Source organism: Rheinheimera sp. 4Y26, assembly GCF_025245835.1.
Taxonomy (GTDB): domain Bacteria; phylum Pseudomonadota; class Gammaproteobacteria; order Enterobacterales; family Alteromonadaceae; genus Pararheinheimera.
Window position 1 is genome coordinate 255856 of record NZ_JAOBWS010000001.1, and the last position, 14867, is coordinate 270722.

General features: G+C 50.6%; 13 protein-coding genes. All 13 read right to left on the reverse strand.

Annotated elements, in window-relative coordinates; translation table 11 throughout:
- Position 1: 1 nt before the first annotated feature.
- Positions 2–2140, reverse strand: a complete 2139-nt coding sequence (locus N3Z11_RS01035; protein WP_260655281.1) for a TonB-dependent siderophore receptor — start codon at positions 2138–2140, stop codon at positions 2–4.
- Between the two features lie 97 nt (positions 2141–2237).
- Positions 2238–3704, reverse strand: coding sequence for a sensor histidine kinase (locus N3Z11_RS01040; RefSeq protein WP_260655282.1), 1467 nt, complete (start codon positions 3702–3704; stop codon positions 2238–2240).
- Between the two features lie 78 nt (positions 3705–3782).
- Positions 3783–4694, reverse strand: a complete 912-nt coding sequence (locus N3Z11_RS01045; RefSeq protein WP_260655283.1) for an ABC transporter substrate-binding protein — start codon at positions 4692–4694, stop codon at positions 3783–3785.
- Positions 4695–5025: 331 nt separating this feature from the next.
- Entirely contained in the window at positions 5026–5940 is a 915-nt protein-coding gene (locus tag N3Z11_RS01050; protein WP_260655284.1) for an FAD:protein FMN transferase, read from the reverse strand.
- Between the two features lie 185 nt (positions 5941–6125).
- On the reverse strand, positions 6126–7442 hold the full coding sequence (locus N3Z11_RS01055; RefSeq protein WP_260655285.1) for a DUF3570 domain-containing protein: 1317 nt from the start codon (positions 7440–7442) through the stop codon (positions 6126–6128).
- Positions 7433–7660 (reverse strand): DUF4266 domain-containing protein, encoded by a 228-nt coding sequence (locus N3Z11_RS01060; RefSeq protein WP_260655286.1) that lies wholly within the window; start codon positions 7658–7660, stop codon positions 7433–7435. The genes N3Z11_RS01055 and N3Z11_RS01060 overlap by 10 nt, the downstream gene beginning before the upstream one ends.
- Complete coding sequence (locus tag N3Z11_RS01065) at positions 7657–8118, reverse strand: TlpA disulfide reductase family protein (protein ID WP_260655287.1); 462 nt, start codon at positions 8116–8118, stop codon at positions 7657–7659. Before N3Z11_RS01065 ends, N3Z11_RS01060 begins: the two co-directional genes overlap by 4 nt.
- A 218-nt stretch (positions 8119–8336) precedes the next feature.
- Positions 8337–8669, reverse strand: coding sequence for a DUF3718 domain-containing protein (locus N3Z11_RS01070; protein WP_260655288.1), 333 nt, complete (start codon positions 8667–8669; stop codon positions 8337–8339).
- A 229-nt stretch (positions 8670–8898) separates the two neighbouring features.
- Positions 8899–10044 (reverse strand): M23 family metallopeptidase, encoded by a 1146-nt coding sequence (locus N3Z11_RS01075; RefSeq protein ID WP_260655289.1) that lies wholly within the window; start codon positions 10042–10044, stop codon positions 8899–8901.
- Between the two features lie 92 nt (positions 10045–10136).
- Positions 10137–10868: a LytR/AlgR family response regulator transcription factor gene (locus tag N3Z11_RS01080; RefSeq protein ID WP_260655290.1), complete on the reverse strand. Its 732-nt coding sequence runs from the start codon at positions 10866–10868 to the stop codon at positions 10137–10139.
- Positions 10855–11928: a sensor histidine kinase gene (locus tag N3Z11_RS01085; protein WP_260655291.1), complete on the reverse strand. Its 1074-nt coding sequence runs from the start codon at positions 11926–11928 to the stop codon at positions 10855–10857. Before N3Z11_RS01085 ends, N3Z11_RS01080 begins: the two co-directional genes overlap by 14 nt.
- Before the next feature lie 11 nt (positions 11929–11939).
- On the reverse strand, positions 11940–12980 hold the full coding sequence (locus tag N3Z11_RS01090; protein WP_260655292.1) for a sensor histidine kinase: 1041 nt from the start codon (positions 12978–12980) through the stop codon (positions 11940–11942).
- 194 nt (positions 12981–13174) lie between these two features.
- Positions 13175–14683 carry a YifB family Mg chelatase-like AAA ATPase gene (locus N3Z11_RS01095; RefSeq protein WP_260655293.1) on the reverse strand — a complete coding sequence of 503 codons (1509 nt, stop codon included), beginning with the start codon at positions 14681–14683 and terminating at the stop codon, positions 13175–13177.
- Positions 14684–14867 lie beyond the last annotated feature (184 nt).

A 14867-nucleotide genomic window follows, 5' to 3' on the forward strand; every position in this document is an offset into this window, starting at 1 on the left:
GTTATGGCTGCCAGTTGTAGCTGATTTGTAAGGTCAGGCTGCGACCTTCCAGCAGGAAATCATTGCTGATGGCGGTACCGCTGGGTTCATAGGCTTTTTTATTCAGCAAGTTGCGAATGGCGGTTTTTACTTGCCACGGACTTTGATCAGGCCGGTAATTCAGCGACAGATTCCACAGTTGATAATCGGGCAGCGGAGCGCGGTTGTCATTTGCCGCCCGCTGGCGGTCTGCTATCCAGTGGGCCCAACCCGACACTTGCCAGTTGCTGTTAATGTCGTAATACAACCGCAACGAAGCGGATTGTCCGGGCGCATTGGCCACCTGTAAATCAGTGGCTCTGTTGGTGGTGTCCTGATAAGCAAAATTAAAGTCGGCACGCCAGTGCGCGGCAGGGCGCCAGTTCCATTCAAACTCGGCACCCTGGCCATCCAGGTTGTACAGGTTGGCGGTTTGTAATGAAGATGTTCCTGGCACTGCTGTTTTGTCGATTAAATCCTTGGCTCTGTACTGATACAGGTTAAATACCAGATGATTGTCAAAGTTGATCTGGTAGTCAAATACCAATTCAACGGTATCTATGGTTTCCGGATCCAGATTGGGGTTGCCAAGCGCTGACGGATTATTTTGTAAAAACAATTCGTTAAAAGAAGGTGCCCTAAAAGCGCTGCCATACAGCAGTTTAGTGGTCAGATTATGCGCCGTGTCCCACACCACAGCGAGGCGTGGGTTCACTGTGCTGCCAAAATCGGAAAAGTGGTCGTAGCGCACACCATAAGTGAGGGCCCAGTCGGCGGCAATCTGCCAGATATCCTGCACACTCAGATGTACATTGGTGCGGCTGACCGGTTTGACATAGATATAGTCAGTGCCTGTCACATCCGTCAGTTGACCGTCGATTTGCGCCACAGTGCCATCAATAACACCAGGGCCAAAGTTTTTCAGTTCTCTGGGGCTGAGTTTTTGTTCAAAGGCACCAAACTCCAGGCGCAGTTCATGCTCGTTCACGCCCTGATAGTTCAGGATACTGTTAAAGCGGCTGTCCTGATGGTTGCTGCGCGGACTGCCGATATAACCCTCAGTAAAGGTGACCCGTCCGACCGGTTTGGTAAAATTGGCATTGCCATCGGCACCGATGGGGAGGCGGGTTCCGGCCGGAAACAACACAAAATAAGTTTCGCTGCGGGCATCCAGATACGACAAATCATTGGTCCAGGACAAATTGTCATTGAGCTGATGCACATGGCTGAGTTTAGTGCGGTAATCACGGAATTTTTGGTAGCCAGCCGGATCCAGCGCCTGAGCGCCGCCAGGGCCTAGACCACCATCTCGTTGCTGCCACCACCAGTGCTCCCAGGTAAAACCCTGATATTGCACTGTGGCGTGTGCATTCAGAATATCGTAGCGGGTTGCCAGTGCGCCGGGGGCTCTTGATGCTTTGGTGCCAAAAATGCGGTCAAACACAGTTTGCTGGTCAGCGTTGACCACACGATCGGTATCTCCATCCGATTGCTGATGTTCCAGCGCAAAACCCAGCGCCAGCTCTTGCCAGTTTCCGCCTGTTTGCAGCCATAAATCGCGGCTGCCAAAACTGCCAATGCGCGCGCCCGCGCTATTGGCGCTGGAGCTCAGGTTTTTGGTGACGATATTAATCACACCGGAATAAGCGTCAGCACCATAGACTGCAGTGCCGGGGCCGCGGATCACTTCAATACGCTCAATAATATTGGCCGGAAAACGAAAGGTATAAGGTAAGCCGCCGGAAAAACTGTTTTTAAATTCGGTGCCGTTGAGCAGCACCAGCACCTGAGGGTTAAATCCGGTCTGAAGGCCGCGGATGGAATACACAGAGTCCAGCCGGCTGATGGTCGAAGGGGCAACATGTAAACCCGGTACCATTTCCAGCACTTCATCCAGATGGCTGGCTCCGCTGCGGGCAATGTCTTCGGCTGTGATTAAAGTGGTTACTGCAGGTGCTTTATCAATACGTTTGCTGGTGCCGGTGGCAATACTCACCATGTCCAGTTCACCATAAAAATCGGCAACTTCTTCTTCGATGGTGTTTTGCCGCGCAGCCCAGCTGGCCGCGCTATGCAATGATGCCAGCAGCAGGATAGCACGAACAAACGGATTAAATTTCATATGCAGTGATCTCCAAGGTGACTTTTGCGCAAATTACCTGCCCGGCGTTTCTACAACATAGCAGTATTTTGTATAGAAGCTATTGATTTTTATACAGTTAAGTTTTTAATATCGGAACGTATACCACAAATTCAGAGCCTGCGCCCGGTTTGCTTGAAACCTGAATTTTGCCATTCATCAGGCGGACAAATTGTTGGGTAATGGCCAGTCCGAGACCGGTGCCGCCGCTCTGTCTGCTCTGACTGCCATCAGCCTGATAAAAGGGAGTAAAAATTTTATTCAGTTCAGCCTCTGTCATGCCGATTCCGGTGTCGGCAATGCTGAATTCACAGCCTGTTTCCTGATAGCGCACTGTTAAGCTAATAATGCCACCCCGGGTAAATTTGCAGGCATTACTGAGTAAATTCACCAGAATTTGCAGCAGTTTTTCACCGTCCAGATAAAGTTCAGGCGAGTGTTCCGGCAGCTGCAGTTGTAGCTGGTTTTGCTGTAATAAAGGACGGATCAGTTCCACCGCCTGGGTCACTACCGAATTCAGCCGGACAAAACTACAATGCAGTTCCATTTTTCCCGCTTCTATTTTTGCTAAATCAAGCAGGCTGTTGATCATCTTCAGCAGGTTCTCTGCATTCTGTTGCGCCCGGTTTAAGTCGGTGGTCAAGTCGGCATAGTCACTAAATTCCAGCTGCTCGTTCACCAAATCGATATAACCAATCACCGACTGCAATGGGGTGCGTAGTTCGTGGCTGATATTGGCCAGAAATTCGGATTTGTGGCGACTGGCCGTTAGTGCCGCATCGCGGGCTGTGGTCAGTTCCCTGGTACGGATTTGCACCAGAGACTCTAATTTTTGCTGGTGTAATTTCAGTGCTTCGTCGCGTTCGGCAATGGCGGCAGCCATCTGCTGATAAGACTGGCTGATGTCCTGGATTTCAGAGCTGCCGGCCAAGACAGGTTCAGTGGCTTGCTGTAAAAAGTCTTCACTTTTCATCCGTTCAGACAATTGATGCAGTGGCTGGATGATTTTTTGCAGCCAGTTGCTGAGAAACAAAAAAATACTGACCACTGCCACAGAGAGCACCAGCAAACTTAACATCATCAGGTCTCGGTTTTGTTGTTGCAGCCGCTCTTTGCTAAAGACCAGCAGCGCATAACCCAGGTTTTGCATCTTGGCGGTGTCCAGCGACAATTCCGATTCGCTGTGCTCTGCCTGCGACTGCACCTGCACCGGTGCGGCCAGATAGATAAATTGATCGTTTTGCCAGATAAACATCTGGTCTGGATTATTGGCTAAGTTGTCGCGAAACTGACGGGCATGGATGTCATCACCGCGCCAGACCAGCATGGTATTTTCGTTGCTCCACAGGCCGGCACCAATCAGATCCGGAAAAGCCTGCATCTGCTGCAATACGGCATCGGCATTTTCTGCACTGGCGGTTAACAGCGCTAAGACCGATTGTTGTGAAAAAGACAAAGCCAGTTGTTGTGCGTTAGACAACATTTGTTGATTACTGGAGCGGGAGGTCAGGGCAATCAGCAGTATGCCAAGGGTGGCGACCAGCACAAACAGGCTGGGAAGCAACAGATTAAGGAGTTGGCGCTTCAGTGTTGGAGTGTTTTTTATTGCCATCTGATTTTTTAATTATTTGAATGTAATGGCAATTTGTCGTAATACTTCCGGTTTGTATTCCATGCCAAGGTGTGCGGCCGTGCGTAGATTGACTGCCAGCTGAACTTGTTGCAGTGGTATTACGGTAGCTGCGATTTTGGTCTGGTGCAACTGTTCAACCATCAACACCAACTCGCGACCCAGCTCAAAATGATCCGGAAAAGTGGAAAATAATACGCCTCTTTTGGCATGTTCGGGTTTACTGGAAAACAACACTATATTGCGCTCCCAGGCAACTTCCAGAATTTTTGGCAGAATGACCTGTTCATTGACTGACACCGGGTCGAGCGGCAACCAGACGGCCGTGGTTTTGGCATCGATGTTTTGCCATAACTCCTGGTATTGTCTGATTGCATCTTTAAGATCAGTCACCTTTTGCGCAATAACTTCAATACCTTGCTGCTGGCCCTGTTCTATCGCGATTTGAATGAGCCAGCGGCTTGATTCGGAATACAACACATGGACTTTATCCACCGCAGGCGCCAGCATTTTTAATGAGCTGAATAACACTTTGGGATCGGTTAATAAACTGATGCCAGCCAGACCGGCCGGCTGAACAGGCAAGGCACCAACCACCACACTATTGCTGCTGTGGATTTGTTGTGCCACCTGATAACCACTTTTACCCAGTGCAATCACCATGGTCGTGCTGTCGGCGCGCAGCTCTTTGGCAAGTTGTGGCAATGAAGTCGCAGCGTCTAATTGTTGCAGGCGCATCTCACCCTGATGCTGATGTTCAATGCCGCGGATGATTTGTTTAAAAATGTCGTCATAAGGTGCTTTGACCTGAGGGTACAACACTGTTAAAGGTGCAGCCGCCCATGCTTGCCATGCGGTCACTATCCACAGCAAAAAACAGCAGAAGATGACGGGGCTGGTGCGCATGGACATCCTTATTTACAAGCCGGGACGGACTGCATCGGTTGCCGATGCAGGAGTGGCATAAAAAGCCAAACCATAGTGGTACACACTATAACCATTTGTCAAAAAAGCAAATTCCACTTTATTGACACAGCTCAGGTACAGTTGTTTTTTCAGGCCTGAGCATTGGGTTTGACTGTTTCAGATAACCATAACATTGCCGGTTGGTTTCGCCCAGCCCCTTGTGTTGGCAGCATCACCAGACCAAGGCGGGTGTAAAGTCAAAACTGGCGTCTGGCCGGCACAGAGCACTGCTTTGCAAGGTTAGCAGAGCGAATGCGGGTGATGCTGTAGTTTAGGGGATCAGCCAGAACTGTAAGCCTTGTTGCTGTAAAAAGGCTTCAGCATCAGCACCTTGCAACAGCGCTGTGGTGGCTAATAAACCAGCCATCACGCAGCTTGGCGCCGACACTGTGACAGAGCGCGGCGCATTGGGCACTGGCCAGCCGGTTTTGGGGTTTAAGATATGGCTGTAGCGGATGCCGTCTTTTTGTAAAAAACGCCTGGCATCACCGCTGGTGGCCAAAGCGCCGGCTCTGAGTGCAACCAGCATGGCTGGCTCGTCCGGTTTGCCCGGATGTTCAATACCTATGCGCCAGGGCTGCTGGTCGGCTTTGCTTCGCACTGCCAGCATATCGCCGCCAAAGTTCACCACCATGGCCGTGTTTTGTGCTGTGGTTGCTGTTGTCAGCAACTGCGCCACTTTATCCACCGCATATTCTTTGGCAATACCGCCTAAATCAAGCTCCATACCCTTTGGCAGCCAAAGTTTATCGCCGGTAAATTTCAGTTGGTTAAAACCAACCAGAGGTAATAAAGCTCTGACTGCTGCTGCGTCCGGAATTTGGTCCGAACCATCAAAACGCCAGACTTTTCTCAGCACCCCAGAGGTGATATCAAATAAGCCGTCGGACAGCTGATAACAGGTTTTGGCAAATTGCATTAAAGCAGCGGTTTCATCGTCCAGCTGTTGCCAGCAATCAACTTGTTGATTGATTTGGCTTAACACTGAGTCGGGTTGATACCTGCTGTATTTTTGTTCAATACGCCAGGTTTCATTGGCTGCCAGCTGAGTAAGTTCAGTTGCTTTGGCTTCGGTGACACCCTCAAGCAGAATTTCGCAGGGGCTTGCCATGGCACGAAACTGGCCGAGCCAGCCATAACTGGTGGCTTCCAGACTGATGTTGCTGGGGGCAGTATGTAAGGTCATGGGTTTATCCGCGTAAAATCAGCTGTTTAGCAAAGCTTATTGCCATAATACCGCTATTGCAGCCTTAAGGCAGAAAAAAAGCGGGCTTTGCGGGCCCGCTTGAGTGACTGTTAATAGCCAGGGATTTAGTGTTTAGCAAGCCACAGCTGCGGCCCGCTAGGCAGGTCACAGCTATGACCAAGCCTTTAAAACGAATAACTGACCTGCAGCATCACCGCTTTAACGTCGCCAAACAGTTCCAGATCTTGCAGCACGCCCGGCAGTTCAACGCCCGGGTTATTTGGATTTTGCTGATAATATTCCAGCCGCACGGCAAAATCATGGCCGCCTTCAAGCACAGTGCCCACTTTGGCGCCCACAGTGTAAGCATCCATCTGGCCAATGCGGTAGTCGGCGCTGGCAAAAGCCGGCAGCGGCATGCCTTCACTTAAAAACGGCTGGTAAAACTCTGCTTCATCCTGAGTGTAATAACGGGCATGAGGTTCGATATACCAGTTGCCAGCCACCGGGAAACGCCAGCGTGCATCGGCGGTATGTGAATTCAGGCTCCAGTCGTCCCACATATAGCGGTAGGACAAATCCAGATAACTGCCGCTTAAGTGCCATTTATTCTGCCAGTACAAACTTTGTTTGGTGCGCGAATCTGGCCTTTGTTCGTAAAGGTTCTGTTGGGTAATGCCATTGCTGTTCACCACACTCAGCACTTTAAAGGGATCAGATAAATAACCGTCGGCTTTGGCAATCGAATAATTCAGTTGCATCAGCCAGTCAGGATTGATCACCTGAGTGACGCCAAACAAAAGCTCAGCCGTGGTTTTGGTGTCGCTGTCGGTGCGGCGGCTGCCATCAAAAGCCTGCTGATAAGCCCCTTCACTGGCAAAATTGCTGCGAAACAGCATAGGGGTAAAAGCAGACGGAATGCCGCCTTCCGGGTTAATGCTGTCGTGGCTGAATGAAGTGCCCACAGATAAAGTGGTATTTTTATGGTTAAAGTCGCGGCTGATATTGCCGTTGATACCCAAAGATAAATAATCATATTCTTTGGAGAAATGACCGCCCACAGTACCCCGGTAATTGGCGGTGAGCGGCTGCTCCCAGCTGGCATCAAGCTGCACCCTGGTGTCGTGGAAAGTATCGTCAAGCGGTGTGGCACCTGCCGCTGTGGTATAGCTGCCGGCACCGGATGGCCGGGTAAAAGTCTGGGCGTCAGGCTGAGCAACTGCACCAGTGGCTGAGGCGCCGGTCAGGCTGTCGAGTACCAGATTTAAGTTCAGAAATTTATCGTCACCAAAGTCACCGCGTGCACTTAAAATAGCTTCGGCTGCTTTGACTCGGTCGGTTTCGCCGTAATACAGCAAAGCTGAATTAAACTGCCAGCCTTCGATCAAGCTGTCGGTACTGTTACCGGTATTGCTGTCGGCCGCTATCGCATTGGCAGACAATAAGGTGCAGGTGGCGGCCGCTAAAGCCGCGCTGATACTGCCGGTTTTAGTTAATTGCATCCACAACCTCCGCCTGCAAAACTACGGCCGCCGCTGGAGCCTTCTTTACTGAAATAAATGTGATCATCTAACGCATTGTCGAGACCGGCAGAATTAAGCTGCATCTCTTTTTTGGCTAAAGTGCCGCGTTGCCAGGGTTTGACCGTATCAAGGCTGGCGCAGGCGGCCAGTTGTGACAACGCCAAAGCGGTGATTAATATCCTGATTTTGTTATTCATTTTGTGTCCTCTTGCAGCAGCTGCTGAATTTCGTGTTCGTAATCCTGGGTTTTTGCAGTAAAAAAGCCGGCGTGGCTAAAGCGGATCTGGCCTGTTCTGTCGAGAAAAATGCTGGTTGGCATGCCCTGCAACTGATAATGCGAGGCCAGCTCGCCTTGTGGGTCAAATACCAGCGAAAATTGCGCAGGGTACTTTTGCAAAAACTGCATTGCGTCCGCGCGTTCTTCGTCTTCATTAATGGCAATAATGACTAAACCCTGCTCGCGGTATTTTTGCTGCATCTGATTCAGCCAGGGAAAAGACTGTCGGCAAGGGCCACACCAGGACGCCCAAAAGTCCAGTAGCACCACTTTGCCCTGATATTGCGCCAGGTTCAGCGCCTGGGCTGGGGTTGGGGCTGTTTCGCTGGCAAAGGTTGAAAAAGTGAATAAAAACAGAAAGCTGTACAGCAGTTTCATGGAGACTCCTTGTTCATCTGACAGGAGCTTAAAAGGCTTTACTTAAGGCAATCTTAAGACTTGGGGGAGACAAGCAGCTGATGTTGTACGCAAGCTCCGGCAAACTGAAGGCCGGGAATATGAAGTTTCAGTTGGGCGGGGCTAAAAACAGGCGGCTACTCAGTGGCAACCTACCACCTCGCTGGTTGCCCGCTGAAACTGCCATAACGATAAAGAGATTAAGGTGTCGCTGTGACATCCTGAATGGTGACTGTGCCACGCAACTGACGTTCTGTTGGTTCCAGCAGTTTCACGACTTTGACTGCCTGTTCTGCACGCGCAAAGTCCATCAGCGGCTGGCCGTTACACACCACTTTTTCCACCACAGCTTTGCGTTGAATACGGTGTTCTTTGATGGTTTTTAATAACGCCAGCTTATCGTCAGCCTGGGTATTCAGGCAGATTTGCCGGGCTGTGTCTTCGGCATAAGTAAAGCTGCTGACACTGGCAGTTGCCGGTTGTTGCAAACTCAGGGTGAATAAAGCGCTGGTGATCAATAAAGCAGTTTTCATGGTCAGTTTCCTTGTGTTTCAGTTGTGGTATGGCTTGTTGTCAAACGGGCTTGAACCTTGCCATAACGATATTTTGGGCAATACAGCGCGGAAAAAACTGCTGGATGTGGTTAGCGGAAGCTACTTTGGGGCGAAGTGATAACAGGTAGAAAAGCAGGGACAAATCAGTAGTGTGTCATGGGCAAGAGCCTTGCTGAGTCAGGCTCTTGCTGCCAGTTGTGAAGGGGTTTTAGTTATTTTCCAAAAGATCACCGGTATCGACCGGGCCTGAGGTTACCGGCAGCGCTTTGCTGCCCAAATGACGCCGGTACTGGCTAAAGTTGGCCGGTAAACCCTCGACATTTAAACCGGCGCCGGTGCGCAGCTCATAATGTAAATGGGGGTTATTGGAACTGCCGGAGTTGCCCATCTTGGCCAGCATCTGACCCGTAGTGACTGTGTCACCGGGCCTGACCTGCAGGCTGCCCTGTTGCAAATGGCCCAGCATGCTAAATTCACCGTTGCCGTGGTCAATCAATACATAATTACCATAAAAGTGCATGGCGTCGGTTTTTACCTGCTCTGGCCGGAAAAAACTTTGACCCCCTCTGATATTATCCGGCACATTGCCAACGGCTTCAGCCACCACACCTGCACCACTGGCATACACAGGCGCGCCCCAGGCATACCAGTCTTCATTGTGCTCACCTGTGCCGCGAAACAACTCAAAGTGCTGATTGGTGCTGTTTAAATCCAGACTAAAACGCATAAAGTTTTGCGTCAGACCGAGCTCTCTGGCGGCCGGATGTTCGGTATTCAGCCTGCGGTGATGGGCATAATAATCGTGGCCATCGTGCACCATCATTTTGCCTTTAAGCGGCAATAACAAGGTGGTTTTGCCCTGATATAGTCTGGGTTCAATGGTGATACTGGTTTTGGTTTCGGGCGCTTCATTGACAATGCTCAGACTAAAATCGAACTGCAGCCGGTGTAACTCAATGTCAGGCCTGAAACTGTGAAAAGGGTTAAATACCAGGCTGCGACTGCCTGGTGCCAGCACCCGGCCTGGCAGAGTTTCGATACTGGGGGCAAAACCATTGCTGTCGATACTGCGGCGCAGCACCAGTCTGTTGTTGCTGTCATAGGCTTTCAGTTCAATGCTGTCGACGCCAACCGGAGTTGTGCCCTGATTCTCCAGCAAAAAATCGAAATTAAGCGTTTGATGATGCTCACCTGCTTCCAGGTAGATTTGTTGTGGCAAAGCACTGATGTTTACCGGGCCGGCAATCTTTGGCTGTTGCAGCAGCGGGTAAAGATAAAACCAGCCTGCGCCACATAACGCCGTTACAGCAAATAGCGGCACCAGGATGCGGCGCCTGAAAATAACCAGGGTCATAAAGTAAAGTCTGTTGGATTCGGATCAGCTGACTCTAGCACGACGATGAGGCAAGCAGCATAAAGGGCAACAGTTGCTTACAATTGAAGCAGTTAACACTCAGAGAGCATTTTGCTCCAGTTTTGTTTATAACGCCTGGACGCATTCACTATTTTGCCGTCGGACAAAGTGAACTGATAGTCGTTGTTATGCGGCTGCACTTTATGCACATGATGCAAATTCACCAGGGTAGAGCGATGCACCTGCACAAAATGGCCGGGCAGGCGCTGCAGCAGTTCTTTGAGCGTTTCGCGGATCACCAGGCTTTCGCTTAAGGTTTGAATACACATATAGTTGCCGGCTGCTTCAATCAGCACTATGTCAATGTCATCGAGCAACAGGGTGGAAGCGCCGGTGCGAAACGACAGTTTATGATGGGTACTGGGCGGCAATTCAGGTTGTTTATCCAGCGCGGTGCGGGCGTCCAGCAGACATTGCGCCAGGCGCTGGCGCGACACGGGTTTGAGTAAATAATCAAAAGCAAAATGTTCAAAAGCGGAAAAAGCATATTGTTCATAAGCAGTTACCAGAATCAGCAAAGGTGCCGCCATGGCTGAGGCTTTATTCAGCTGCTTTAAAATATCAATGCCTTTTAAGCCCGGCATCTGAATATCCAGAAACACTAAATCCACTTCGTGCTGATGTTGTTGCAGGTATTGCAGCGTGTCATCGCCGTTGTCAAAACAAGCTTTGATGTTCAGGTTCGGATAATTGGCCAGCTTGGCTTTTAAATTGCTGATGGCCAGGGGTTCGTCATCGGCAATCACCAGATTAATGGTCGACATATAAAGACTCCAGAGGTAAACAGAGTTCGGTGTAAAAAACACCGGCTGATAACTTCAGTTGCAGCCTGGCTTTTTGCCCAAACATCAAATCCAGCCGCTCTGCCAGCTGACTGAGACCAGCGGGCCATACCGTGGCTTCGGCGTTGTCCTGTTCCGGCTGTGGTACCCGGCACAGAATAATTTTTAGTTGCTTGTCGTCACAGTGCAATTGAATATCCAGCTGCACCGGGCCTGAAATTTCTGCCACTGTGTATAACACGGCATTTTCGGCCAAAGGCTGTAATAACAAAGGCGGGATCTGTAGTTTGGGTAAAGGCTGCAGTTGCCAGTTCAGCACCAATCGCTCACCAAAACGCAGTTGCTGAATGGCAAGATAAGCCGACAATGCGTCCAGTTCCTGGGGGAGCGGTACCAGATTGTCGTCTTTGTTTTTCAGCGAATGGCGCAGGAAAGTGGACAAATGCTGAATCAGCTCTTCGGCCTGCAACCCCTGACGGCTGACAATCAGTGAATTGAGGGCATTTAAGGTATTAAACATAAAATGCGGATTGAGCTGGTAACGCAGCACCTTCAGCCGGGCCGCTCTAGCCTGATTTAACAGTGCCTGCTGGGCAATAAACTCCCGCTGATACAGCTGATTGGCTTTGATCAGCATATAAACCGCAGTCCAGCCGGCCAAAGGTAAAATAATGAGTTGCGAAGTGGCAAAGATCAGGTCAAACCACCCCATCACTTTGGTATTTTCCAGCGCATAAAATTCAAGCAGGCGCTGGCGCAGCACTAACAGCACAAAAAATAGCGGAATTAACCAATACAACAGCCGTTTGAGTTGTTGCATCAGACTTAAACTTGCCATCAGATAACGCTGACCAAGTAGGCCTGTCACTAATAAAGCCAGGCTGGTTACGCTGGTGTAACTGACCAGAAAAGGCCAGACCTGATCGCCCTGGCGCGGCACCAGCACAGCTAAATGGGTATATTTCAGTAGCAAATACAGCAGCCAGTACAGCAGGTGGAAATACCAGAATCTGTGTTGGGGTTGGGTAGACCAAAGCGTCATGGTTATCCTCTTTAGCCTTGCCACGGCAAACAGATATTCACCTGAAAACCAGTGGGCAGCGCTTTGATCACCAAACTTGCTTTGTCACCAAAATGCTGTTGTAACCGGTTTTTGATATTGCTCAGGCCAACCCCTGAGCTGTGATTCTTGTCCTGATGCAAACTGCAGCCCGGGCCATCGTCGGTGACAGCCAGCAACAGTTGTTCGTTCTGATGGCAGCCCTGAATGCGGATAGTTGCGCCCTGAGAGCGGCCGGCCACAGCATATTTCACCGCATTTTCCACCAGAGGTTGCAGCAATAACGCCGGGATCTTTTGCGCTTTCAGACTGTCATCGACTTCCCAGATGACCTTGAGTTTGTCGCCAAAACGGGTTTTTTGTAAGGTCAGATAAGCTTCTATTGCCGCCAGTTCGTCGGCGAGCTGTACCAGGCTTTGCGGTGACTTACTTAACGAATAACGTAAAAAAGTGGCCAGCTGCTCTGACATTAGTTCAGCATCTTCATAACGCTCCGCTTCGAGCAAAGCACAAACAGAGTTCAGCGCGTTAAAAGTGAAGTGAGGATTGAGCTGGTGCTGCAGCGCCTGTAATTCCAGCTGCTGGATATTCTGGTGTAATTGTGCCGATTGGCGCAGCTGCTGCTGCTGTTGTTGATAACGCCAGAAGGTCAGATAACACATGGCCCAGATAAAAAGTGGCAAACTGGTGGTATCGAGCTGATTTAACAGCATGGCGGCTTTAAATTTTTCTTCGTCCATCAACACCATCCAGCTCAGATTGCTGACCGGGGCGTATAAACACAACATCACAAAAGCGGCCAGCACCACCTGCAATTGCGGTAGCTGACGGGAAAAAGACCAGTTGATAAAACGTTGGGAAATAGCAATCTCCAGCACCAGCAGCAGCAGCCTGGAAATCACATAAGGTGGGTGAAACTCGTATTCTTCATAGGTCAGCAACATCAGCAAACCGTTCAGACCATCAAAGGTCGCTAATGCCAGCCAATAATACAGGTTGTAGCGAAGTAACTGACGTAGTTCAAGATTTGGCATGGGGTGTTATCCAATTGAAGCTTGCCAGAGTATAAAGACAAACCACAGAGGATGCCGCTGTTGTGATGACAAAAGGATGAAAATTTGTGACGGCGTGCCGACAGTTTTGTTGCCGTTGTTGGTTTGAGCAGGTTCACCGTCAGGGCGGGGGACTGTACCAGAGCAGCCCATGAGCTCAGGGTAAGTTTATGTTGTTATTGCTGTAAATATTGCAGCAGCCGGTCAAAAGCGCGGTAACTTAGGGCTTCCAGTAACTGTGGCTTTTCAATGTTGTTTTGTTGTTGTAAATCGGCAATGGTACGGGCCACTTTCAGCAATTTATGGTAACTGCGGGCCGAGAGTTTCAGCTGCTGCAGGCAATGTTCAAAAAAGTCAGCGTCCTGCTGGCTTAACCGGCAATACTGGTTCACTTCACGGGCACTGAGTCTGGCATTGGCTTTGCCCTGACGCTGCAGCTGCAGGGTGCGGGCGGCGGCAACCCGGGCGGCAATAGTGGCTGAACTTTCGTCCTGATGTTGTTGCTGGCTCAGCACACCTTTGGGCAGCAGCGGCACTTCAATCTGTAAATCGATACGATCCAGCAAAGGCCCCGAGATACGGCTTAAATAACGCAAAATTTGCTCACGGCTGGCGCGGCCATCCTGATGATGGCCGCTCGGGCTTGGATTTAATGCCGCCACCAGCTGGAACTGCGCCGGAAACTGTGCCTGATGACCGGCACGGGCAATATGCACAAAACCGTTTTCTAAAGGTTCCCGCAGCACATCCAGCACTTTACGCTCGTATTGCGGCAGCTCATCAAGGAACAATACACCCTGATGGGCCAGCGAAATTTCACCGGGTTTAGGCACTGAACCACCGCCCACCAGTGCTATGGCAGAACTGGTATGATGCGGTTGGCGAAAAGGTGGCAGATGCCAGTCCTGCAAAGCGCGCGGCCTGGCCAGAATGGAATACACAGCGGCACTTTGCAGCGCTTCGTCTTTGCTCAGTGGGGGTAATAAACCGGGTAAACGCTGCGCCAGCATCGACTTGCCGGTGCCTGGCGGGCCAAATAACAACAGGTTGTGTTGCCCTGCGGCTGCCAGTTCCAGTGCTCTTTTGGCGCTATGTTGGCCTTTGACTTCAGAGCAGCACAGCAGTTCAGCGGCTTGTTCCGGGGCTGGTAAGGCCGGAATGGCCGGCAGCGGCTGCTGGCCGGATAAAAAACTGTGTACTTGTAGTAAGTGGCTGGCGCCATAAATACTGGCCCCCGGCACTTGCTTGGCCTGACTGGCGTTGGCCATCGGCAGTACTGCGCCGCGCTTTGCGGCCTGACAGGCGATAGCAAGCGGGATTTCGCCCACTATGGCGCGGATCTCACCGGATAAAGCTAATTCACCATAAAATTCAAAACCCTGGCTATGTTCTGCCGCCAGCTGACCACTGGCCACCAGAATGCCGATGGCAATAGGTAAATCAAAACGGCCACCTTCTTTAGGCAGGTCGGCCGGGGCTAAATTGACAGTAATTTTGCGGTCCGGAAATTCAAAACCGCTGTTGAGTAAAGCGCTGCGAACTCTGTCGCGGGCTTCTTTGACTGAAGTTTCAGGCAAACCCACCAGCAAAAAACCAGGCAAACCCTGACTTAAATGCACTTCAACACATACCTGGGGCGCTTCCAGCCCTAAGCGGGCCCTGCTGTAAACAATGGCGAGTGACATGCGACATCCCTGACGCTTGACCTTTGCTTTAGGTGTAGCAAGATGTAAATAAAATGCAAATAAACTGATGCTCAGTGCAGCCTGCTGCTGCCCTTACTTTCTAAATGCCGGATAAGTCGCTACACTGCAACCAGATTTTTCAGGTGGGGCAGCAGCGTTTTGCCCCAAATTTCCGGCAGTCCTG

Excerpts from the sequence above, each read along its gene's own strand:
- N3Z11_RS01035 (WP_260655281.1), bottom strand. The coding sequence starts at position 2,140 with ATGAAATTTAATCCGTTTGTTCGTGCTATCCTGCTGCTGGCATCATTG.
- N3Z11_RS01075 (WP_260655289.1), bottom strand. The coding sequence starts at position 10,044 with ATGACCCTGGTTATTTTCAGGCGCCGCATCCTGGTGCCGCTATTTGCT.
- N3Z11_RS01050 (WP_260655284.1), bottom strand. The coding sequence starts at position 5,940 with ATGACCTTACATACTGCCCCCAGCAACATCAGTCTGGAAGCCACCAGT.
- N3Z11_RS01060 (WP_260655286.1), bottom strand. The coding sequence starts at position 7,660 with ATGAATAACAAAATCAGGATATTAATCACCGCTTTGGCGTTGTCACAA.
- N3Z11_RS01070 (WP_260655288.1), bottom strand. The coding sequence starts at position 8,669 with ATGAAAACTGCTTTATTGATCACCAGCGCTTTATTCACCCTGAGTTTG.
- N3Z11_RS01085 (WP_260655291.1), bottom strand. The coding sequence starts at position 11,928 with ATGACGCTTTGGTCTACCCAACCCCAACACAGATTCTGGTATTTCCAC.
- N3Z11_RS01095 (WP_260655293.1), bottom strand. The coding sequence starts at position 14,683 with ATGTCACTCGCCATTGTTTACAGCAGGGCCCGCTTAGGGCTGGAAGCG.
- N3Z11_RS01090 (WP_260655292.1), bottom strand. The coding sequence starts at position 12,980 with ATGCCAAATCTTGAACTACGTCAGTTACTTCGCTACAACCTGTATTAT.
- N3Z11_RS01045 (WP_260655283.1), bottom strand. The coding sequence starts at position 4,694 with ATGCGCACCAGCCCCGTCATCTTCTGCTGTTTTTTGCTGTGGATAGTG.
- N3Z11_RS01080 (WP_260655290.1), bottom strand. The coding sequence starts at position 10,868 with ATGTCGACCATTAATCTGGTGATTGCCGATGACGAACCCCTGGCCATC.
- N3Z11_RS01055 (WP_260655285.1), bottom strand. The coding sequence starts at position 7,442 with ATGCAATTAACTAAAACCGGCAGTATCAGCGCGGCTTTAGCGGCCGCC.
- N3Z11_RS01065 (WP_260655287.1), bottom strand. The coding sequence starts at position 8,118 with ATGAAACTGCTGTACAGCTTTCTGTTTTTATTCACTTTTTCAACCTTT.